Here is a 20,658-nt window from a genome sequence, read left to right as displayed (position 1 = left end):
AGGTTCAGCGCTCCTCTCGGAAGTCGACGTGCCTGCCCGCCTTCGGGTCGAACTTGCGCAGCGTCAGGCGGTCGGGGTTGTTCCTGCGGTTCTTTCGGGTCACGTACGTGTAGCCGGTTCCGGCTGTGGACCGGAGCTTGATGATCGGGCGGAGTTCGTTGCGGGCCATACGAGTAGTGTATGAAAATGAATCCCGTTTTCAAATGAGCGGGAGCGAATCCGACCGAGAGGTGCGTCACCATGTCCGCCCACTGCCGGCTCACCGGCGCCGAACCGGGGTTCGGCCAGCAGATCTCCCATTCGCACCGGCGCACTTCGCGCCGCTTCGACCCGAACGTCCAGCGCAAGCGGTACTGGCTGCCCAGCGAGGGCCGCCACGTCCGGCTGCGGCTGAGCGCCAGGGCCGTCAAGACCGTGGACCGCATCGGGATCGAGGCCGCCGTGGCCAGGATCCGTGCGCGCGGGGTGAAGGTCTGATGGCGAAGAAGAGCAAGATCGCGAAGAACGAGCAGCGGCGTCTTGCCGTCGCCCGGTACGCGGCCCGGCGGGCCGAGTTGACGGCAGTCCTCCGGCGAGCCTCGACGCCGGAGGCCGAACGGATCGCCGCCCGGAAGGAGTTGGCTCGTCAGCCTCGGGACGCCAGCGCCACGCGGGTCCGCAACCGCGACAGCGTCGACGGGCGGCCGCGCGGCTACGTGGGGGCCTTCGGGCTCTCCCGGGTGCGACTGCGCGAGCTCGCGCACGCCGGTTTCCTGCCCGGCGTGCGCAAATCCTCCTGGTAGCTTGGCGCGCGATTCAGCGGGCCCCGGGCCCGGCACAGCGCTCCACACAGGGGGACTTCAGTGCGTATGCGTGTCCGTTCCATGGCCATCTGCGCCTCGGTGGCCGTCGGCCTCGTTCTCACCGGTTGCAGCAGTGACGGTGACAGTGACAGTGCCGGCGGCGAGGACAAGGCCGACAAGGGCTCGGACAGTGCGTCCAGGACGCCCGGGGGTTCCGGTTCCGGCGACTCCGACGGTGCGGACGGTTCCAGTGGTGCGGGTGGTGGCAGCCTGGAGGGCAGCTGGGTCGCCACCACCGGCGGCAAGCCCGTCGCGCTCGTCGTCAGCGGCAAGCGCGCGACGCTGGTCGGCGAGCACGTGTGCAACGGCTCCGCCGGTGAGAAGGCGGGCTCGCGGACGATCGAGCTGAAGTGCGCCGACGGGGACATGGACCGCTCGCAGGGGCGGGTCGAGTCCGTCGACGACAAGACGCTGAAGGTCGCCTGGCAGGGCTTCGGGAAGGACGAGTTCCTGAAGACGGAGGGCGGAAAGCTGCCTGAGGGACTCGCCACCGCCGGGCTGCCCCGGTCCTGAGGACCCTCCCCTCGGCGCATGCGCACTGGGCTCATGCGCTGCGGGTTGATGTCCCCTGGACCGACTCATGTGCCCCGGACCGACTCATGTGCCCTGGGTCCCTGTCCCTCGGGCGCGGTTCTCCTTGCGTACGTGGCTGTCGGCGCCGTCCACCAGCATCGGTGGCGGTGACGTGTCCAGGGCCTCGGAGAGGTCGTCCAGGGCCTTGCGCAGGAGGGTGCCGCCGCGGCGCACCACGCGCTCGGGGGCGTCCTCGGGCTCCCAGTCGTCGAGGACCTCGCGGATCTCGTCCCAGTGCGGGACCCGGCGGTCCCGTACGGCCTTCGCGCCCTGCTCGGTGGTCGTGCGCAGGGCCTCGGCGAGGTGCTCGGCGGCGGGAACGGGCGGTGTGTCGCGGTCGGGCAGGTGTGCCTCCAGGAGCATGGCGACGCGGCCGAACTGGGCCAGGGCGTCCTCGGCCTCCGCTGCCGCCGCGCGCGAGAGACCGCGGTGGCGCACGGGTTCGTGCTCGGCCCGCTCCAGGGCCTCCTGCCAGGCGGCGCGGGCGTCGCGGGCCGCGAGGAGGGTCCCGCGGACGTCGGGGCAGGACGCGCCCGCCGGATCCGCGTAGTGCGCGGCGACCGCCGCCGCGTACTTGCCGTCCGCCGTCAGCCAGTCCGCGAGGCGGGTGCGCAGGCGCGGGGTCTCCCACGCCGGGTACGAGGCGTACGCCGCCATGGCGAGGAGTCCGCCGATGAGGGTCAGGACGACGCGTTCGGGGACCGTCTGCGTCCACTGCTCGCCGCCCATGCCGAGGAGGAAGACCACATACGCGGCGACGCAGGCCTGGGCGGCGATCTGGCCCGTGCGCATCAGGAGGTACATCAGGCCCGCCGACGTCACCGCGAGTGCGCCGGACAGATGGGTGCCCGGGTGCGTGAGCTGGACCAGGGCGGTGGCGAGGGTCACTCCCACCAGGGTTCCGGCGAAGCGGCCCACCGCGCGGGTGTAGGTCTGGGAGAAGTCCGGGCGCATCACCATGACCGAGGCCATCGGCGCCCAGTAGGGGTGGCCGAGGGGCAGATACGTGCCGAGGACGTAGCCCGCGACCGCCACCGTGGTCACGCGCAGGGCGTGCCGGGTCACCGCCGTGTGCCGCTGCCTCAGCTCCTGGCGCATGGCCTTCAGGGCCGCCGGGACCAGGGCCGTGAGGCCGGGCCTGACGAGGTTGGTGTTCGTGGCCGGCTCGCTGTCGTCGTCCGTGTCCGAGGTTCCGCCCGCCACCTCCACCACGTCCCGCAGGAGCGTGCCGAGGCGGCGGGCGGCCCGCTGGGGCGGGCCCGAGAGGACCGCTCCGGTGTCCGGGGTGCGGAAGGCCGCGATCGCCGACGGGGTGAGGTCCACCGGGTCGCCGTGGCGGATGGCGCGGGCCGCCGCGTCGAGGATGATGCCCGCGGCACTCAGGAGTTCCCGGACCCGGTCGCGTTCCGGGCCGTCCGCGGGGACCCCCAGGGCCGGGTCCGCCAGGGAGGCGAGGACCGGGCGGATGCGTTCGGCGACGCCGCGGGCGCCGTGGAGTTCGGCGGGGCGTTTGCGGGCCTGGCGCGGGGTGATGTGGGCGGCGGCGCGTGCCGTCATCAGCGGGACCGGGTCGAAGGGCGCCACCGGGTCGTGGCGCAGCCTGCGCGCGTAGTCCGCCTCGGCGGCCAGCGCGTCGGCGAGGGCGTCGCGGTGGGCGCCCCAGCGGCGTACCGGGAAGACGATCACCAGGACGGCCTGCACGGCGCCTCCCACGACCATCATCGCCGCGTGCCCGGCCGCGGCGGCGACGGACGTCGGCAGGGTGATCGTGACCAGCATGATCGCCACGTTGGAGGTGGCGATCAGGCCGATCGTCGGCCCCGCCGCCCAGCTCAGGCCCGCCAGGAAGGTCCACAGGGCCAGCAGGGCCAGGAAGAGGAGGAGGTGGCTGCCGGTCACGTAGCCGAGGAACGTGGAGACGGCCAGGCTGGTGCCGGAGGCCAGGGCCAGCTCGGGGCGCGGGCGCCAGCTCCGCTGGAACGTGGCGATGGCCGCCTGGAACGCGCCGAACGCCGAGCTCGCCGCGACCGCCGGGCCGAACAGCGTCAGGCTCAGCCCGATCACGATCGCCAGACCCACCGCGCCGCGCAGCGCCACCAGGGGTTCGAGCCGCCGCCGTTCCACGGCCAGACCCGAACGTCCCGTCTGCTTCAGGGCTCGCCACCAGGTCATTCAGTGATAGTACGGGGCATATGGGGTGGATCGGTGCGCTGCTTTGGTCACTCGATCCCTTGACCCTGGCCTCTCCGGCCTCCCCGACCTCCCACGTCCCGGGTAACCCGTACCGCATCCAAGTACTCGGCGATCGCGTCCCTGTTGCGCAGCAGGCACTCGGCGCGGTGCGTCATGCGGTCCAGCTCCCGCTCCAGCGTCGCCAGCATCTCCGGGGTGGCGTCGGGGAAGTGGATGGCGCGGGGCTTGTCCAGGCACGGGAGTATCTGCTTGATGATCCTCGTCGGCAGGCCCGCGTCCAGGAGGCCGCGGATCTGCACGACGCGGTCCACGGAGAACTCGTCGTAGTCCCGGTAGCCGTTGGCGGCCCTGTCGGCGACGATCAGGCCCTGCTCCTCGTAGTAGCGCAGCAGCCTGCGGGACGTGCCGGTGCGTTCCGAGAGTTCCCCGATGCGCATCGGCCCTCAGCCCTCCACGGGTGCGCGGTGCGCCATCTGGGCACGGTCCGCGGCCGCCGCGCCCTGCTCCCAGCCCTCGCCGTCCCGCACCCCGCGTACCCGGGTCGTGGACGTCTCGGGGAACATCCGCTCCGTCCGGTCGGTGACGGCGACGTCGCGGGCGGCGAGCACCGGGAGCAGGCTGTCGGTGCCGGTGCCGGAGCGGGTCACGGGGGCCGCGGCGGCCTCCAGGCGGGCGCCCATCCGCTGCGCGTACGCCATCAGGAAGGCCTGCCGGAACGTCTTCGTACGCTTGCGCCCGCCCGCACGCTGGCCCTGCTCCGCCTTGGTCATCGCCGCCGTGCCCTGCACGAGCAGGGAGGTGTAGAGGAGGTCCACCACTTCCAGGTCGGGGTCGAAGCCGACGACCGTGGAGAAGGAGTACGCCTCGTTCCACACCGCGCGGCAGCGGTTCGCGCCGGCGACCGCGTCCAGAAGGATCGCCTTGGCCGTCTCGTACGGGGCGTCCACGCCGATGCGGCAGGCCCCGGGCACGTCGGCGGCGTGCGTGCGGGCGGCGAGCACGGCCTCGTCGACGCTGTACCGGGCCATCAGCTCCTGCGCCTTGGCGGTGAGCGCCTCCGCCTCCTGCGGGTACCCGGTCGCCTCGGCCTTGGCGAGCAGGGCGCGGATACGGGTGAGGGCGCGCGGTTCGTCGCCGGGGCGCGGCGGGGGCGCGTGCACCGGGGTGCCGGGGACCGGGCCCACGGCCTCTATTCGGGGCAGCCGCAGCAGCAGGCGGTAGAGGGCGAGCACGGCGGTGGCGTGGGCGAAGCGGTCGGGCGCGCGCCAGGGCTCGTGGGCGGCCAGGTCGGCGAGCTGCGCCCGCCAGCGCGCGGGCAGCGCCTCAGGGACGTACGCCCGGGTCTCGGAGCGGATCAGGGAGGCGGCCAGGCGTACGTGGGGCTCGTCCAGGTCGCGGCGCACCAGGCGCAGGACGTCGGCGGGCTGCCAGCCGCGCTCCCAGGCCCGCCGCGCCAACTCCTCGCCCCGCCTCGCCAGTTCCGCGTCCGCCGTGGGGTCGGCCGCCAGCAGGGACGCGCCGGTGTCGAGGCCGTGCGTGGCCCCGCCCGCGGGTCCAGCGTCCGCCTCCGGCCCGTACAGCGCCGCCGCGAACGCCCTGTCGATCACCGATTCCATACCCCTAAGGGTAGGCCTGGCCCTACCCCCGACCGGCCCGCCAGTGGTCGTGAGCGCGAGGGCCCGGGGCGGTTGGCTCGGGGGCATGGTTCTTTCGTCGCTACGGGCCCGGTGGGCCGGATTCCTCGGCGCCTTCGTCGCCGTCGCCCTCGGGGTGACCCTGGTGGCCGCCATGGGGGTGGGACTGGCGGCGAGCCTGGATCCGCCGGTGCGCGCGCCGGTGCGGTTCGCGGATTCGCCGGTGGTGGTCGCGGGGCAGGACACGCTGACGGTGCCGGTCCGGCGGGGGCCGGGGACGGGGCGGGCGACCGAGAAGCTCGCCCATCCACACCCTGTGGACAACGAACTGCTGCGCGAGCTTCGGCGTCTTGGGCGAGTCACTACGGGCAGTACGGGCAGTACGGGCAGTACGGGCAGTACGGGCAATACAGGCGGCATACCCGCGGGCTCTGCGGGCGTGGACGCGGTGGGTGTGGACGCTCCCGTGCGGGCCGTGCGGGCCGCCGTCGCCGCGTCCGGCACCGGCGCGCGGATCCTGACCGGCGCCGACCGGCGCCTCGTCGACCCCGCCACCGAGCGGGACGCCCGAGCCCTGGTGGCGGTGAACGCGTTCCTCGGCACGGCGGGCGCGGTCGCCGCGTTCGTGGCCGCCTTCGTGACCGCGTCCACGTTCGCGTTCGTGGTGGCTCTGCGGCGGCGCGAGTTCGGACTGCTGCGGGCCGCCGGGGCGAGCCGGGGGCAGGTGCGGCGGTGGCTGCTCGGGGAGGCGCTGGCCGTGGGCGCGGTGGCGTCGGCGACGGGGTGTGCGGGCGGGGCGTGGGCCGCGCCCGTGCTCGCCCGGACGCTCGTGGACGCGGGGGTGGCGCCGCCGTGGTTCACGGTCGCCGAGGGGTTCTCGGGCTCCCTGTGGTTCTGGTGGCCGTACCAGGTCGCCTTCTGGTCCGGGCTCGTGGTGGCGGTCGGCGGCGCGTGGGCCGCGGCGCGCCGGGCCGGGCGCGTCAGTCCCGTGGAGGCCCTGCGGGAGGCCTCGCTCGACGTGGGGGTCATGCCGCTCGCCCGGCGGGTGGTGGGGGCCGGGCTGCTCCTCGGCGGGGGCGCGTGGCTGCTGTGGACGCTCTGGGCCGCGCCCGCCGAGCTGATGAAACGGAAGTTCTACGTGGTCGAGGGGATGGTGCTCGCCGGTGCGGCGGCGGCGCTCGTGCCCGTGGTGGTGCGGTACGTGGACCGGGTCGCCCTGGCCTGCGGGGGCACCGCCCCCCGGGGTGGTCGATCCGCTTCCCGCGGGGGATGGCGCGCCCTCGTCCGGGTGGCTCGGACCAACATGACCGGGGCCGTGCGGCGCACCGGTGCCGTGGCCGCGCCGGTGCTCGTCACCGTGGCTCTGGCGGGGTGTCTGCTCGGGTCCGCCGCGACGGTGGGGCGGGCCAAGGCCGAGGAGGCGCGGGCCCGTACCGCCGCGGATCTCGTCGTCACCGGTGACCGGCTGCGGCCGGTCCCCGCGGGCGGTGTCCCCGGGGCCGTGGTCACCGCGTCCGCGGCCACCGCCGTCTACGTACGCGAGGACGGCGGCACCGCGCTCGTACGGTCCGAGGCCCGTGCGGTGGCCGACCCGCGGGCGTTCGCCGCGCTGACGCGGCTGCCCGTCGTCGCCGGTGACGTGCGCCGCCTCGACGACCGTTCCCTCGTCGTCAACGAGGAGTGGGAGCGGCACCGCGTCGGTGAGCGGGTGGACGTCCGGCTCGGTGACGGGCGGCGGGCGCGGCTGCGGATCGTCGCGGTGCTCGCGCGGGGTACCGGTGACAACGGGGCGTACGTCACGTCCCGCAACGCGCCCGCCGCGCCCGTCGACCGCCTGGACGTACGGCTGCGGGCCGGGGCCGATCGGGCTGCCGTCGCGGCGGCGCTGCGGGAGGCCACCGGGGGCGAGGTGCGGTCCGCCCGGGAGTGGGTGGCCGCCGAGTACCCCGGCATGCGGCGGCAGACCCGGCTCGGGCTGCTCATGCTCCTCGGCATCTGCCTCGCCTACACGGCGATCTCGCTGGCCGGGACGCAGCTCATGACGGCGCCCGTGCGGGGAGCCGAGCTGCGTGCGCTGCGGCTCGTGGGGGCCACCCCCGGGCAGATCCGGGTCGTGGTGGGGGTGGAGGCCGGGTTTGCCGTGGGGGTGGGGGTGGTGCTCGGGCTCGGGGTGGTGGGGGTGGGGCTCGGGGGGTTGAGTGCCGGGCTGGCCCGTCTTTCCGCTCCTGCGGGGGTGGTGGTGCCCTGGGGGGTGATGGGGGTGTGCGTGGGGGTGTGCGGGGTGGTGGGTGTGGGCGCCGCGGTGCTGGGCGTGGGCCTCGCGGGGCGCCCCAGGCCCACCCCTTCTCCGTAACCAGGGGCGCTGCGCCCCCTGGACCCCAGCCCTGTCGGCGCTCCGCGCCTCGTCCTCAAACGCCGGACGGGCTCGGGCTTTCGCCGGTGCGGCGAGGTTTTCCAGCCCGGATAGCGCGGTTTTCCAGCCCAGGTGGCTGGGTTTTCCAGCCCGTCCGGCGTTTGAGGACGAGGCGCGGAGCGCCGATACGGGGTCTGGGGCGGAGCCCCAGGATCGGGGAGAGGGGTGTTGTCAGTGGGGGGTGGCATCGTCGGGGGTATGGGTGGTGAGCGGTGGGTGGTGGTCGAGAAGGCGGGTGGGGGTGCGGCTCTCGTGCCGGTGGGGGAGGACGGGCGGGCCGTGGGGGACGTGCGCCGGGAGGCGGATCTGGTCGCGGCGGTGCGGGCGCGCCCGGAGGTGGGCCGGTGGGTGTGGCGGTCGACGGCCGCGGTGTATCCGAGGCTGCTCGCCGCGGGCGTCCGCGTGGAGCGGTGCTACGACGTGGAGACGGCGGAGCTCCTGCTCCTCGGACACGAGGGCCGCCTCGGCGAACCCCGCTCGGCCGCCGCGGCCTGGGCCAGACTGCACCGAAGACCCGTACCGAAGGACCCCCCGCCCCGCGCGGCCGAACCGGGCGCGCAGGACTCCCTCTTCGAGCCGTCCCCGTCCGCCCACCTCCCCCTGGAGGCCCTCCTGGAGGTGTACGCGGACCAGCTCACCCGGCACGACGCCACCGCGCACCCGGGCCGGATGCGCCTGCTCACGGCGGCCGAGTCGGCGGGCATGCTCGTGGCCGCCGAGATGAACGCGGCGGGGCTGCCGTGGCGCGCCGACACCCACAGGGAGGTCCTGCACGAACTGCTCGGCGACCGGTACGGCGGCAGCGGCGAGCCCCGCAGACTCGCCGAGCTCGCGGACGAGGTGTCCGCGGCGTTCGGTCACCGTGTGCGCCCGGATCTGCCCGCGGAGGTCGTCAAGGCGTTCGCGCGCGCCGGCATCCGGCTCAAGTCGACGCGCAAGTGGGAGCTTGAGGAGATCGACCACCCGGCGGTCGAGCCGCTGCTGCGGTACAAGACGCTGTACCGCATCTGGACCGCGCACGGCTGGTCCTGGCTCCAGGACTGGGTGCGCGACGGCCGCTTCCGCCCCGAGTACACCCCGGGCGGCACCGTGTCCGGCCGCTGGACCACCAACGGCGGCGGCGCCCTCCAGATCCCCAAGGTCATCCGGCGGGCCGTGGTCGCCGACCCGGGCTGGCGCCTGGTCGTCGCCGACGCCGACCAGATGGAGCCCCGCGTCCTCGCCGCGATCTCCCGCGACCGCGGCCTGATGGACGTCGCGGGCAGCTCGGAGGACCTGTACACGCGGCTGTCCGACCGGGCGTTCGCCGGTGACCGCGAGCACGCCAAGCTGGCGCTGCTCGGCGCGGTGTACGGACAGACCTCCGGCGACGGCCTGAAGAACCTGGCGGCGCTGCGCCGCCGCTTCCCGCTCGCCGTCGCGTACGTGGACGACGCGGCGAAGGCGGGCGAAGAGGGCCGGCTCGTCCGGACGTGGCTGGGGCGGACCAGTCCCCCGGCCGTGGGCAGCGGCGACGATGACAGCGGCGGCGAAGCGGGGCTGCCCCAGGAGGCGCCCCTCGGCGAAGCGTCCGCCGCCCAGGGCGAGTTCACCCCCGGGTACGCCTCCTCCGACGCCCGTGCCCGGGGCCGCTTCACTCGTAACTTCGTCGTGCAGGGCAGCGCCGCCGACTGGGCGCTGCTGCTCCTGGCCGCGCTGCGCAGGGCCACCGCGGGGATGCGTGCCGAGCTGGTCTTCTTCCAGCACGACGAGGTGATCGTGCACTGCCCCGACGAGGAGGCGGAGGCCGTCGTCGCGGCGGTGCGCGAGGCCGGGGACCTCGCGGGGCGGATCGCGTTCGGCGAGACCCCGGTGCGGTTCCCGTTCACGGTGGCCGTGGTGGAGTGCTACGCCGACGCCAAGTAGCCGTGCCGACGTCCAGCGGCCGTCCGAGGGCCCTACGTTGCCAGGGCGTTGCAGGCGTGTGGACATGTGGACTGTTCGATTACGTGGATCCGCGCGCGGACCCTACGGTGCTGACGCCAAGCGGTTCACTAGGCGGTTCGGAAGGCTCGGAAAGCCCGGAAGACTCGGAAGGCTCGGAAGGCGAGGAACGGCATGTCGGTGACCGACGAATACCTCAGGAACAACGCCGAGTACGCGCAGTCGTTCAAGGGCCCGCTGCCACTGCCGCCGTCCCGGCAGGTGGCCGTGGTGGCCTGCATGGACGCCCGTCTGAACGTGTACGGGGTCCTCGGCGTCGCCGAGGGCGAGGCGCACGTCATCCGCAACGCGGGCGGGGTCGTCACGGACGACGCGATCCGCTCCCTCGCGATCAGCCAGCACCTCCTCGGCACCCGCGAGATCATCCTCATCCACCACACCGACTGCGGGATGCTCACGTTCACCGACGCCGACTTCAAGCAGCGCCTGGAGGACGGGACGGGGCTGCGGCCCACGTGGTCGGCGGAGGCGTTCCCCGACCTGGAGGAGGACGTGCGGCAGTCCGTCCGCAGGATCGAGCGCAGCCCCTTCGTCCCGCATACCGAGTCCGTGCGCGGCTTCGTCTTCGACGTGGCGACCGGACGGCTGCGGGAGGTTCTCGCCGAGGCTGGGGCCTGAGGCGCGAAGGGCCAGGTCCGGGGGCCCGGAGGGCTAGGGCCCGGGGGCCCGGAGGGCTAGGGCCCGGGGGCCCGGAGGGCTAGGGCCCGGGGGCCCGGAGGGCTAGGGCCGGGGGCCCAGCAGGCCCTTCAGCTCGTCCACGACCTTGGCGTTCACGCCGTCCAGGGACTCCAGGGCGGCGAGCGCCGCCTCCCACTGCGCGTACGCCTCCCCTGTACGGCCCCACGTATGCAGCAGAAGCCCGAGCTGGTGGCGGGCGAGGCCGCCCATGTGGGTGTCGCCGCGGTGTTCGGCGCGGTCCAGGAGGACGGTGCCCTCGCGGGCGGCCTCCTCGTGTCGCGCCAGTTCGCGCAGGGCCCTGACCAGGCCGAGGCGGGACTGGGACTCGCCGTGCCAGTCGGTGTACTCGCCGTGCAGCCGCAGGCTCTTCTCGAAGTGGGCGAGGGCGGCGGCGGGTTCGCCGAGGGTGAGGCGGGCGTAGCCGATGTTGCAGTGCGCGGACTGCCGGAGGATCAGGTTCCCGATGCGGTCGCCGATGGCGAGGCTGCGTTCGTGGTGGGCGATGGCGGTGCGGGCGTCGGTGTGCTCGTAGAGGTTGCCGAGGTGGCTGTAGGTGGTGGCCTCGCTCAGCGGGTCGTCGAGGGTGCGGGCCAGGTCGAGGGCCTGGTGGAGGGCGCCCGCGGACTCGGCGTGGTGGCCGAGGCCCTCCAGGAGGAGACCTCGGTGGTTCAGGCCGCGGCGTACGCAGGACACCTCGTCGAGGGCCCACCACAGGGCGAGGGCCTCGTCGTTCAGGGTCAGGGCCTCGCTCGCGCGGCCCGCCATGAACCGGTGCCCCGCGAGGTCCGTCAGGGCCTGCGCCTGCGCCCGCGGGTCCCCCGCGCGCCGGGCCGCCGCCACGGCGACGGCCCCGAGCCGGGCCAGTTCCGTGAGGCGGCCGCGCCGCTGGAGGTAGGGGAACAGGTGCCGGACGAGGGCGGGCACCAGGCCCGTGGCGTCGTGCCGGTTCCGCTCGGCGAGCACGACGATGTTGGCCAGTTCCTGGTCGGCCCAGCCGAAGGCGTCCTCGACGGTGGCGAAGGCGGGGGTGACGACGCCGATGGTGGCACAGGCCTCGGCGGGGGCGTCCGCCGGGGGCGCGGGCCGGGCGGCGGGCCCGAGGCGGTCCTGTTTGTCCCTGCCGTCCGGCACGATCGCCAGGAGGGTCCGGCGGGCCATCGCGTCGTACCAGGTCAGCGCCGAGCGGTCGGCGGAGGCCGCGGAGGGCTCCGCGTGTTCGCGGGCGAAGGCGCGCACCAGGTCGTGGGGTACGTAGCGGCCGTACGCGGTCTCGTCGAGGAGAGCGACGTCGACGAGGCGGTCGAGGGCGGCCTGGGTGCGGCGGTCCGGCAGCCGCAGCACCCGGGCGAGCAGCGGGGCGCCGTACTCCGGCAGGTCGAGGGCGCCGACGGCGCACAGCGCGCGGGCGGCGTCGCGGTCGCCCGCGCGGTCGGAGTCGCGCAGCGAGGCGAGGGCGACGTCGAGGGAGCTGCGGACGCTCAGGTCGTCGTGTTCCAGGTGGTGCAGCCGTCCGCCGCGGTCCGCGAGGAGGTGGGCGAGGGCGTCCGGGGTGAGCGCGCGGCGCGCGGCGAGACGGGCGGCGACGATGCGCAGGGCGAGCGGGAGCCGCCCCGCGAGGGCCACAAGCGGGTGGGCCGCGTCGAGGCCGGTACGCCCGGACGCGGCGCGGAGCAGCGCGGCGCTGTCCGTGTCGGACAGCGGGCGCAGCGGGAAGCGGGCCGCGCCGTCCAGCGCGGTGAGCTGGGAGCGGCTGGTCACGATGACGGCGCAGCCCGGACCGCCGGGCAGCAGCGGACGCACCTGCGCGGCGGAGGCCGCGTCGTCGAGCACCAGGAGGGTGCGGGTGGGGGCGAGCAGCGAGCGCAGCAGCGCGGCGGAGGCGTGCGGGTCGTCGGGGGTGTGCCGCGCACCGGCACCGAGGTCGCGCAGGAGCGCGGCGAGGGCCTGGCCGGGGGTGAGCGCCGAGGTGGCGCCGTGCAGGTTGAGGTAGAGCTGCCCGTCGGGGAACACGTCCCGCAGCTCGTGCGCGGCGTGCAGGGCGAGCGCGCTCTTGCCGACGCCCGCCATACCGGCGAGCACGGCGACACGCGGCGCCGCGGAGCGCCGCGCCCCCTCCTCGCCGAACAGCTCCCGAAGCCGCCGGGTCTCGTCCGTGCGGCCGGTGAAGTGCAGGGGTTTGGGCGGGAGTTGGGCTGGGCGGGGGGTGCGCGGGGGAGGGGTGGGGTTCTGGGGGCTCAGGGGGCTCAGGGGGCCTACGGGTATTGGAGGGCCTGCGGGCAGCGGGGGTACGGGGGCGGCATCCGCAGAGGCGGCGCCCGCAGGGGCAGCACCCGCACGGGCGACATCCGCACGGGCGGCATCCGCACGGGCGGCATCCGCAGAGGCGGCGCCCGCAGGGGGCGGGTCCACAGGTATCCGGGGTGGGGCTTTGTCCGGTGCGGAGGCGGGCGGGCCGGTGTCGTCCACGGCCGGGGGCGGTCCCGGGGCCGGGGCGGGGGGTGCGCCGCCGTCGGCCCCGTGCTCGTCCGGCGGTGCGGGCGACCCGCCCTCACCCGCCCCTGCCCCGGTGCGGAGCACCTCCTCGTGCGCCTCCCGCACCGCCCCGCCCGGCTCCACGCCGAGTTCCTCGACGAGGTGGCGGCGCAGGGCCCGGTGCACGGCGAGGGCCTCCGCCTGGCGGCCGGTGCGGTGCAGTACGAGCATCAGCTGGCGGTGGAAGTTCTCGCGCAGCGGATGCTCGGCCACCAGGGAGGTCAGCTCCGGCGTGAGCGCGCCCAGCTCGACGGCGGAGGCCCCCCGGGGGTCCACCGCCGCCGCGAGGAGCGCGTCGAAACGGCACTCCAGGAGCAGCAGCCGCGCCTCTTCCAGGCGTTGCACGAGGGCGTGCCCGGCCGCTGCCGGCAGGCCGGACAGCGGGGTGCCGCGCCACAGCGCGAGGGCCGCACCGGCCGCCCGCTCCACGGTGGTCCAGTCCCGCTCGGCGTGCGCGGCCCGCGCCTGCGCGCAGCGGCGCTCGAAGACGCGTACGTCCAGCTCGCCTTCGTCCACCCGCAGCCGGTAGCCGGGCGGCACGGCGCGCAGCCTGCCGGGGTCGTCGAGCAGGCGGCGCAGCCGGGTGACGTGGTTCTGGAGGGAGGCGTGCGCGGACGCGGGCGGGCCTTCCGTCCACAGCGCCTCCTTCAGGGCGTCCGCGGAGACCACACGGCCGGGCTCCAGGAGCAGCGCGGTGAGCAGGGCCCGGCCCTTGGGGCTGCGTACGGGGTGCGGCTCGCCGTCGGGCCCGTACAGCGCGGGCACGCCGAGGAGCCCGAAGCGGAGCTCGTCCGTCATGCGCGCCCCACTCCCCCTTCGCACCCGGACCGCTCGGTTCCGGCCATGCGCGCGGGCCGGAGGGAGCGTTGGCCACATGTTAGCCATCTGTTGGCGTGGCCTGATGTGATCACAACATCGGACCCGGTCCCGCCGGTGCTCGCGTTCATACGCGTGGCTCGGGGGAGTGTCACCTGCGTGGACCTGGTCTGGCCCCTGGGCCTTGTGCGGTTTGATCCCGTGCGGGGCCCAGGCTCTTTCGCGCTGCGCGCTCGTCCTCGAACGCCGGACGGGCTGGATTACCCGCCCCCGCGCGGCGGACGCGCACCGGCTCATCGCGCTCCGCGCTCGTCCTCAAACGCCGGACGGGCTGAACTACCCGTCCCCGGGAGCGGACGGGCTTGAACACAGACCTCCGGCGGCGGACGCGCACCGCCCCATCGCGCTGCGCGCTCGTCCTCAAACGCCGGACGGGCTGAACTACAAGCTCCTACGTCACCGGCAGCGTCACCGTGAAGCTCGTGCCCTTGCCCAAGGTGCTGGTTGCCTGGACCGTGCCGCCGTGGGCCTGGGTGAGGTTGCGGACTATGGCGAGGCCCAGGCCGCTGCCTCCGGTGGCGCGGGTGCGGGACTTGTCGGCGCGCCAGAAGCGGTCGAAGACATGGGGAAGGTCCTCGGCGGAGATGCCGGTGCCGGTGTCGGTGACCTCGATGACCACGGACGATCCGTCCACCGGTCGGCACAGGACGGTCACGCTGCCGCCCTGGGGGGTGTGCCGGATGGCGTTGGAGACGAGGTTGCCGATGGCCTGGCGCAGCCGCAGGGGGTCCGCCGTCAGCCACGGGTCGCCCTCCGCGGCGGCGGTGAGCCGTACCCCGGCGGCGTCGGCGCGCGCCTGGTGGGCGGCGACGACCTGTTCGGCGAGGTCGACGGCGCACACGGGCTCCCGGTGCAGCCGCAGCGTCCCGGCGTCGGCCGCCGCGAGGTCCTGGAGGTCGTTGACGATGTGCTGGAGGAGCAGGGCCTCCTCCAGGAGCGAGGTGACGAGTTCGGGGTCGGTGGCGACGACCCCGTCCTCCGCGGCCTCCAGCCACCCGCGGATGTTGGACAGCGGCGTCCGCAGCTCGTGCGCGACGTCGCTGACCATCGCCTTGCGCTGCTCCTCCAGCGCCTTGCGGTGCGCGGCCATGTCGTTGAAGGCGGCGGCGAGCTGGCTGATCTCACCGGCCGAGCGCGCGGGCACCGGCTCCGTCGCCTCACCGGTCTTCATCCGCTGCGTCGCCATGGTCAGCGCCCGCAGCGGCCGGGTCAGCCGGGTCGCCGCGAGCGCGGTGGCGGCGACGGTGACGGCGAGGACCGCCGCGGCGAGCCCCACCAGGCGCGTGGTGTTGGCACCGGAGAGCCGGAATCCGCTCTCGGAGGGGCGGGAGCCGTCGGGGCTGGTGATGAACAGGAGCGCGGGCGAGGACACGTACGGGCCGAGCTGCTCGCGGCGGGCGCTGTCCACGCAGTTGGCGGCGAGCGCCTGGGCGGCCTCGGCCTGTTCCTGCCTGCGCACGGCCTCCGCGCGCCGGGCCCCTTCGTCGAGGAGCCGCGGGTCGCCCTCGGGGACCTTCGCCGCTCCGCCCCTCGCGGCCGCCTCCCGCTCCGCCGCCTCCTTCTTCGCCGCCGCGTCCAGCGCCGCCCGGTCCTCCGCCGCCGGGTCCTCAGCCGCCCCGCCGGCGACGGCCTCCTCGGGTGTCGTGGTGGGCGCGGGCGGCTCCTGGGGCGTCGCCCCGCCGGCGCCCTCGTCCCGTGCGGGCATCGGCGTGGGCGTGACGAGGGACTGGTACAGCCGGGGCGTGCCGTCGCGGCTGATGCTGAGGCCGAGCTTCACGGGCTTGTCGCCGCCCTTGCGGCGCAGACAGGCCTCGGCGAGCGTGTTGATCTTGTCGAGGGCCTTGCGTTCGGTGGGGGTGTAGCCGCTCACGAGCCCGGGGTCGCAGCCGTACTCGGTGACGGTGACCTCGGAGTCGTCGGGCGATGTGACGTAGGGGCGGCCGTTCGGGCCCACGGCGACCTTCGCGTCGACACCGCGTTCGCGCAGACAGCCGACGGACTTGTCCGCGATCTGCCGCAGCTCCTTGCGTTCGGAGGCGGTCAGCCGGAAGGGGCCGACGGCGCGCGGGTCGATGCGGTCGACGGCGTCGCTGCCCGTGCCGGTGCCGAGCCCGCCCTCCCTCGCGTAGTCGCCCGCACCGGAGCCGCCGGAGCCGCCGGAGCCGGATCGCGCCGTACGCGAACTCGCCGCCGCGAGCGTCGAGTCGACGGCGAGCGGGTCGACGACGGCGGACGCGCGTGCCGGCAGGCGGGCCCCGCTCTTCGGCGCCCGCCCCGCTGAGTCGGCGATGACCTTGCGGTCCTGGGTGGTGAGGGCGATCCGGCGGCCGGTCTCGGCGGCGAGATCCCGCACCGTCCGGTCGGCGCCGCGCCAACTGGGGCGGGTCGCGGCGAGGTCGAGGAGCTTGTCGTAGATGCGGGCGTCGTCGGCGAGCACCTGCCCCTGCTCCTGCCGGATCGCCCCCGACGTGGTCTGCGCCGCGAGCCAGGCGGTGGCGGCGATCGACATGACGGAGACGAGGACGGAGACGACGAGCAGCCGGGTCAGGAGACTCTTCCGGACGGGTACGCGACTGCCGGGTTCGCGACCACCGGGTTCGCGACCACTTGGTACGCGACTACCGGGTTCGCGACCACCCGGTACGCGACTACCGGGTACGCGACCACGCGACGCCCCCGCACCGTCCCCGCCGCCACGAGTACGCCCCTCACGCCCCACGCCGCCCCGCCTCCTCCGCGAGCTCTGGCTCGGGCGGCGCCACCAGCTTGTACCCCACCCCGAAGACCGTCACGAGCCGCCGCGGCGTGCGCGGATTGGCCTCGATCTTCTTGCGCAGGTTCAGGACGTGCACGTCGACGGTGCGCGCGGATATGTACCCGGAGGAGCCGTGGATGCGGTCGAGGAGCTGCGGCCGCGTGAACACACGCTCCGGCTCCGCGGCCATCGTCGCGAGGAGCTCGAACTCGCCGGGGGTGCACTCGACCCGGCGCCCGTCCACCGTCACCTCGTGCCGCCGCTCGTCCACGACGAGCCCCCCGGCCCGCAGCACCCGGGCGTCCGGGTCCGGCGGCGGCTGCTGCGGCTGGTGGACGCCGCCGCCGGCCCGCCGCAGCAGCGTACGTACGCGGGCCATGAGTTCGCGGGGGCTGTAGGGCTTGGTGAGGTAGTCGTCGGCGCCCAGGTCGAGCCCGAGCAGCAGATCGTCCTCGGTGGAGCGGGCGGTGAGCATCAGGATGGGGAGTGTGCTCGGTCCCGGCGGGCGCCCGGGGGCCGCGCCGGACGCAGGGGGGAACTCTCCGGGCCGGGGGGCGGCGCGCAGCACCCGGGTCACGCCGAGGCCGTCGACCTCCGGCATCATCACGTCGAGGATCAGCAGGTCGGGCTCGTGCCGCCGCACCTGCTCCAGGGCGGCGCGGCCGTCGTGGACGACGCCGACCGTGTGCCCCTCGCGCTCCAGGTAGCGGCGGATGAGCTCGGCCTGTTTCTCGTCGTCCTCCGCGACCAGGACAAAAGCGCACATGCGCCCGAGCATAAGTGGACCTCCGTCGTCCACAGCCGCCGCGGAGAGGCCCTGACAGGAATCACACAACTGGCCCCGCAACCGGGACGCCCGCCGCCGGTTATTCTGGGATCTTTCGTACGGGGAGGTCGCGCGCCAGTGGAGTTCCGGCTGCTCGGAGCGGTGTCCGTGGCCACCGAGGCCGGTGATCTGGCTCTCGGTCCCGCGAAGCGCCGTAGCCTCCTCGCCGCTCTGCTCCTTCGCCCCAACCATCCCGTGCCCGTGCAGCGGCTGACCGAAGCCCTGTGGGACGACGAGCCGCCGCCGCGCGCCCGCGGCGTCATCCAGGGGCATGTGTCGCGCCTGCGCACCCTGCTGGTCGCGGCGGACGCGGCGATGTACGGCGTCGAGCTGGTCACCCAGGGCCCCGCCTATCTGCTGCGGATGCCGGAGTCGCTCCTGGACGCGCACCGCTTCGAGGAACTGGTGGCCCTGGCCCGCGGGCAGCGTGCGAGCGCCGACGCGGTGGCGATGTACGAGGAGGCCCTCGCGCTGTGGCAGGGGCCCGCCCTGACCGGGGCGCACCCGAGCCCCGTCCTCCAGGCGGCGGCGCAGGCCCTGGAGGAGACCAGGCTCGCGTCCGTGGAGCGCCTGGCCGCCGGGTACGGGGAGCTGGGCGAGCACGCGCGCGCGGCGGCGCTGCTGCGCGCGGAGGCCACCGCGCACCCCCTGCGCGAGTCCCTGTCGGCGGCTCTGGTGACGGCGCTGCGGCGGGCGGGCCGGCGCTCGGAGGCCCTCGACTGGTTCCACCGCACCCGCCGCCTCCTCGCCGACGAACTGGGCCTCGACCCGGGCCCGGAACTCGCGGACGCGTACGTGCTCGCGCTCCGCGGGGAGACCGACGACCCCCCGCACCCGGCCGCACCGCACCCGGCCGCACCGGTCCCGGCCCCCCGCGCGGAGGCCCACCCCGCGCACGCCGGCACCACCCACTCCGGCACCACCCACTCCGGCACCACGTACCTCGGCACCACGTACCCCGGCACGGACCTCCTCCCCCGCGCCCCCCGCGGCTTCCACGGCCGGGCGGGCGAGTTCACGGAGCTGTCGCGGGCGGCGGCGGGCGAGGCGCCGGTGTGTCTGGTGACCGGGCCGGCGGGCGTGGGCAAGACGGCGTTCGTCGTGCAGTGGGCGCACCGCAACCGCGCGGCCTTCCCCGACGGCCGCCTGTACGCCGATCTGCGCGGCTTCGCCGACACCGGCGAGCCCTCGCTCCTGGACGTGCTCCGCGAGTTCCTGCTCGCCCTCGGTGTCGCGCCGCGCCGCATACCCGAGACGGCGAACGGCGCGGCCGCCCTCTTCCGCTCCCTGGCCGCCGACCGGCAGCTCCTGGTCGTCCTGGACAACGTACGGGAGTCCGAGCAGGTCAGGCCGCTGCTGCCGGGCGGGGCCCGCTGCGTCACCGTCGTCACAAGCCGGTACCGGCTGCGCGGTCTGATCGCCAGCGACGCGGCCCGGCCGCTGCCCGTGGACGTCCTCGGACCGGACGACGGCACGGCCCTGCTCTCCGGGGTGCTCGGCACGGAGCGGGTGCACGCCGAGCCGGTGGCCGCGCGGCGCCTCGCGGAGCTGTGCGGCGGACTCCCGCTCGCGCTGCGGGTGGTCGCGGCCCGGCTCGCGGACCGCCCCCAGGTCACGCTGGCCGCGATGGCCGCCGAACTGTCCGACGAGTCACGCCGGTTGGCGCTCCTGGACGTGGAGGACACCGGGGTCAGGGCGGCCCTCAGGCTGACGCTGCGGCATCTGCCCCCGGCCGTCGCGCACCACTTCGCGCAGCTCGGCCGCCACCCCGGCACCCATGTGGACCAGTACTTCGCCGCGGCCCTGGCAGGCACCGACCCGGACACCGCCGAGAGCGCCCTGGAGCGGATGCGGGCCGCGCACCTCCTGACGCGGTGCGCGGCGGACCGCTGGACGCCGCACGACCTGGTGCGGCTCTACGCCCGCAGCCTGGACGCCGATCCGGAGGCGCTGCCCCGCGTCCTGGACCAGTGCGTGGCCACCGCCCTCGCGGCGGCTCGGGCGGCCGAGCCGGGCGACGAGGCGTGCTTCGCGCTCCCCGACGGCTTCCGGGCGCCGCACACGGTACGGGAGTTCGGCGACCGGGCCGCCGCCATGGACTGGTTCGCTGCCGAACGGGAGAACCTCGCGCTCGCGGCGGAGGCGGCGGCCGCCGCCGGTCTGCCCGACCGTGCGTGGCGGATCGTCCTCGCCCTGTGGCCGCTGGTCGTGTGGCGGGCCAGGGACGGCTGGACGCCGCTGCTCCAGACGGCGCTGCGGGCGGCGCGGACCGCCGGTGACCCGTACGCCGAGTCGCGGGTGCTCGCCCTCCTCGGCTGGGTCCTCAACGAGGAGGGCCGCACGGCGGAGGCCCTCGCGTGCCTAGAGGCGGCGCCGCCGCTCGCGGCGCGGGCGGGCGACCCGAGCGGGGAGGCGACCGCCCTGGTCAACCTGTCGCTCGCGCAGGCCGCCGCGGGCGACACGGACGAGGCGGTGCACGGCTGCGTACGGGCCGCGGAGCTTGCCCGGTCGGCGGGGGACGCGCACACCGAACGCCTCGCCCTGCACCACCTGGCACGGCACCGCCTCACCGCGCGGGACTGGCGTTCGGCCCTGGACACGGCGACCGCCGCCCTCGCCCTTGCCTCCGCCGAACCGCCGGACACCCCGAGCGCGTCCCGTGTCCTCCTCGTCATGGCGACCGGCGAGGCGCTGCTCGGCCTCGGCGACGAACCCGAGGGCATCCGCCGCCTCGACGAGGCCGCGCGCGCCGCGGAGGCGACGGGCTTCGACGAGGGCGCGGTGCAGGCCCTGGAGGCGCTGCTGCGGGTCACGGCGGGCGACGGGTTCCGGGCCCGGCACGCGGCGGCCCTGGAGCGGCTCGCGACGGGGGACGGCACGGGGGCGCCCGGGGCGTGAGCGGGGCGCGCCGCGTGCCCTACGGCTTGCGCGCGTGCGGTACGACGACGATCTGCACGTCGTCCTCGTAGACGACGCGGCCCGGGTCGGCGGAGTGCACGGCGTGGCACGGGACGCCGTGGGCGGCGAGGATGTCGAGGTAGCCGGGTACGCGCTCGATGAGGTGCGTGGCGGTGGACTTGAACCAGGCCACGGCGCCCGGGTTCACCTCGGGGTCGTAGACGGTGGGGTCCACGTGCGAGGGCGTGGTGTACGCGGCGTCGTACCAGTCGTTGTTGGCACGCCGGAAGCGCTCCTGCTCCGGGGTGAGTCTGCCTTCGCGGGCGAGCCGGTTCACCAGGAAGAACACACCGGGGCGGAGCCCGCGTTCGTGCAGTTCGGGGGACTCGAACCGGACGTATGCCTGCGTATTCGTGCCCGTACTCGGGCCCGTACTCGTGTCCGTACCCGGGCCT

At 75.2% G+C, this 20,658-nt stretch carries 15 protein-coding genes; 7 read left to right on the top strand and 8 right to left on the bottom strand.

Annotated features, from left to right (window positions below; all coding sequences use genetic code 11):
• Window positions 1-4: 4 nt before the first annotated feature.
• The gene (gene rpmG / locus GPA10_RS18540) at window positions 5-169 is read right to left on the bottom strand and encodes a 50S ribosomal protein L33 (RefSeq protein WP_058850277.1); all 165 of its coding nucleotides are present in this window, start codon (window positions 167-169) and stop codon (window positions 5-7) included.
• Between the two features lie 71 nt (window positions 170-240).
• Here rpmG and rpmB point away from each other — a divergent pair, with 71 nt between their 5' ends.
• From rpmB to GPA10_RS18525, 3 genes are all read left to right on the top strand, one after another.
• Window positions 241-477, top strand: coding sequence for a 50S ribosomal protein L28 (gene rpmB, locus GPA10_RS18535; RefSeq protein WP_157166462.1), 237 nt, complete (start codon window positions 241-243; stop codon window positions 475-477).
• Window positions 477-782 (top strand): 30S ribosomal protein S14, encoded by a 306-nt coding sequence (gene rpsN, locus GPA10_RS18530; protein WP_157166461.1) that lies wholly within the window; start codon window positions 477-479, stop codon window positions 780-782. Before rpmB ends, rpsN begins: the two co-directional genes overlap by 1 nt.
• A 66-nt stretch (window positions 783-848) precedes the next feature.
• A complete protein-coding gene (locus GPA10_RS18525) occupies window positions 849-1,355 on the top strand; it encodes a hypothetical protein (protein ID WP_157166460.1) in 507 nt (168 codons plus the stop codon).
• An 84-nt stretch (window positions 1,356-1,439) separates the two neighbouring features.
• On the opposite strand, the gene GPA10_RS18520 is transcribed toward GPA10_RS18525, so the two are convergent.
• Genes GPA10_RS18520 through GPA10_RS18510 form a run of 3 tightly spaced genes read right to left on the bottom strand, consistent with a single transcriptional unit; the run spans window position 1,440 to window position 5,224 of the window.
• The gene (locus GPA10_RS18520) at window positions 1,440-3,587 is read right to left on the bottom strand and encodes an FUSC family protein (protein WP_157166459.1); all 2,148 of its coding nucleotides are present in this window, start codon (window positions 3,585-3,587) and stop codon (window positions 1,440-1,442) included.
• Between the two features lie 47 nt (window positions 3,588-3,634).
• Window positions 3,635-4,045, bottom strand: a complete 411-nt coding sequence (locus GPA10_RS18515) for a MerR family transcriptional regulator (RefSeq protein ID WP_157166458.1) — start codon at window positions 4,043-4,045, stop codon at window positions 3,635-3,637.
• A 6-nt stretch (window positions 4,046-4,051) separates the two neighbouring features.
• A complete protein-coding gene (locus tag GPA10_RS18510) occupies window positions 4,052-5,224 on the bottom strand; it encodes a DUF2786 domain-containing protein (RefSeq protein WP_157166457.1) in 1,173 nt (390 codons plus the stop codon).
• An 85-nt stretch (window positions 5,225-5,309) separates the two neighbouring features.
• Here GPA10_RS18510 and GPA10_RS18505 point away from each other — a divergent pair, with 85 nt between their 5' ends.
• From GPA10_RS18505 to GPA10_RS18495, 3 genes are all read left to right on the top strand, one after another.
• Entirely contained in the window at window positions 5,310-7,595 is a 2,286-nt protein-coding gene (locus GPA10_RS18505) for an ABC transporter permease (protein ID WP_157166456.1), read from the top strand.
• A 258-nt stretch (window positions 7,596-7,853) separates the two neighbouring features.
• A complete protein-coding gene (locus tag GPA10_RS18500; protein ID WP_157166455.1) occupies window positions 7,854-9,560 on the top strand; it encodes a bifunctional 3'-5' exonuclease/DNA polymerase in 1,707 nt (568 codons plus the stop codon).
• Between the two features lie 192 nt (window positions 9,561-9,752).
• Complete coding sequence (locus GPA10_RS18495; RefSeq protein ID WP_157166454.1) at window positions 9,753-10,256, top strand: beta-class carbonic anhydrase; 504 nt, start codon at window positions 9,753-9,755, stop codon at window positions 10,254-10,256.
• Window positions 10,257-10,358: 102 nt separating this feature from the next.
• Here GPA10_RS18495 and GPA10_RS18490 read toward each other — a convergent pair whose 3' ends face one another.
• From GPA10_RS18490 to GPA10_RS18480, 3 genes are all read right to left on the bottom strand, one after another.
• Window positions 10,359-13,646 (bottom strand): AfsR/SARP family transcriptional regulator, encoded by a 3,288-nt coding sequence (locus tag GPA10_RS18490; protein ID WP_157166453.1) that lies wholly within the window; start codon window positions 13,644-13,646, stop codon window positions 10,359-10,361.
• Between the two features lie 469 nt (window positions 13,647-14,115).
• Entirely contained in the window at window positions 14,116-16,233 is a 2,118-nt protein-coding gene (locus GPA10_RS18485; RefSeq protein ID WP_198351635.1) for a sensor histidine kinase, read from the bottom strand.
• A gap of 199 nt (window positions 16,234-16,432) precedes the next feature.
• A complete protein-coding gene (locus tag GPA10_RS18480) occupies window positions 16,433-17,245 on the bottom strand; it encodes a response regulator transcription factor (protein ID WP_157166452.1) in 813 nt (270 codons plus the stop codon).
• A gap of 138 nt (window positions 17,246-17,383) precedes the next feature.
• Between GPA10_RS18480 and GPA10_RS18475 the strand changes: the two genes are divergently transcribed.
• Complete coding sequence (locus tag GPA10_RS18475) at window positions 17,384-20,203, top strand: AfsR/SARP family transcriptional regulator (RefSeq protein WP_343041062.1); 2,820 nt, start codon at window positions 17,384-17,386, stop codon at window positions 20,201-20,203.
• Window positions 20,204-20,222: 19 nt separating this feature from the next.
• Here GPA10_RS18475 and GPA10_RS18470 read toward each other — a convergent pair whose 3' ends face one another.
• Complete coding sequence (locus GPA10_RS18470) at window positions 20,223-20,579, bottom strand: hypothetical protein (RefSeq protein WP_058850356.1); 357 nt, start codon at window positions 20,577-20,579, stop codon at window positions 20,223-20,225.
• Window positions 20,580-20,658 lie beyond the last annotated feature (79 nt).

This window comes from Streptomyces typhae (genome assembly GCF_009755605.1).
Taxonomy (GTDB): Bacteria; Actinomycetota; Actinomycetes; order Streptomycetales; family Streptomycetaceae; genus Streptomyces; species Streptomyces typhae.
The sequence above is the reverse complement of the archived record's forward strand: the minus strand, read 5'-3'. Positions and strand labels throughout refer to the sequence as shown.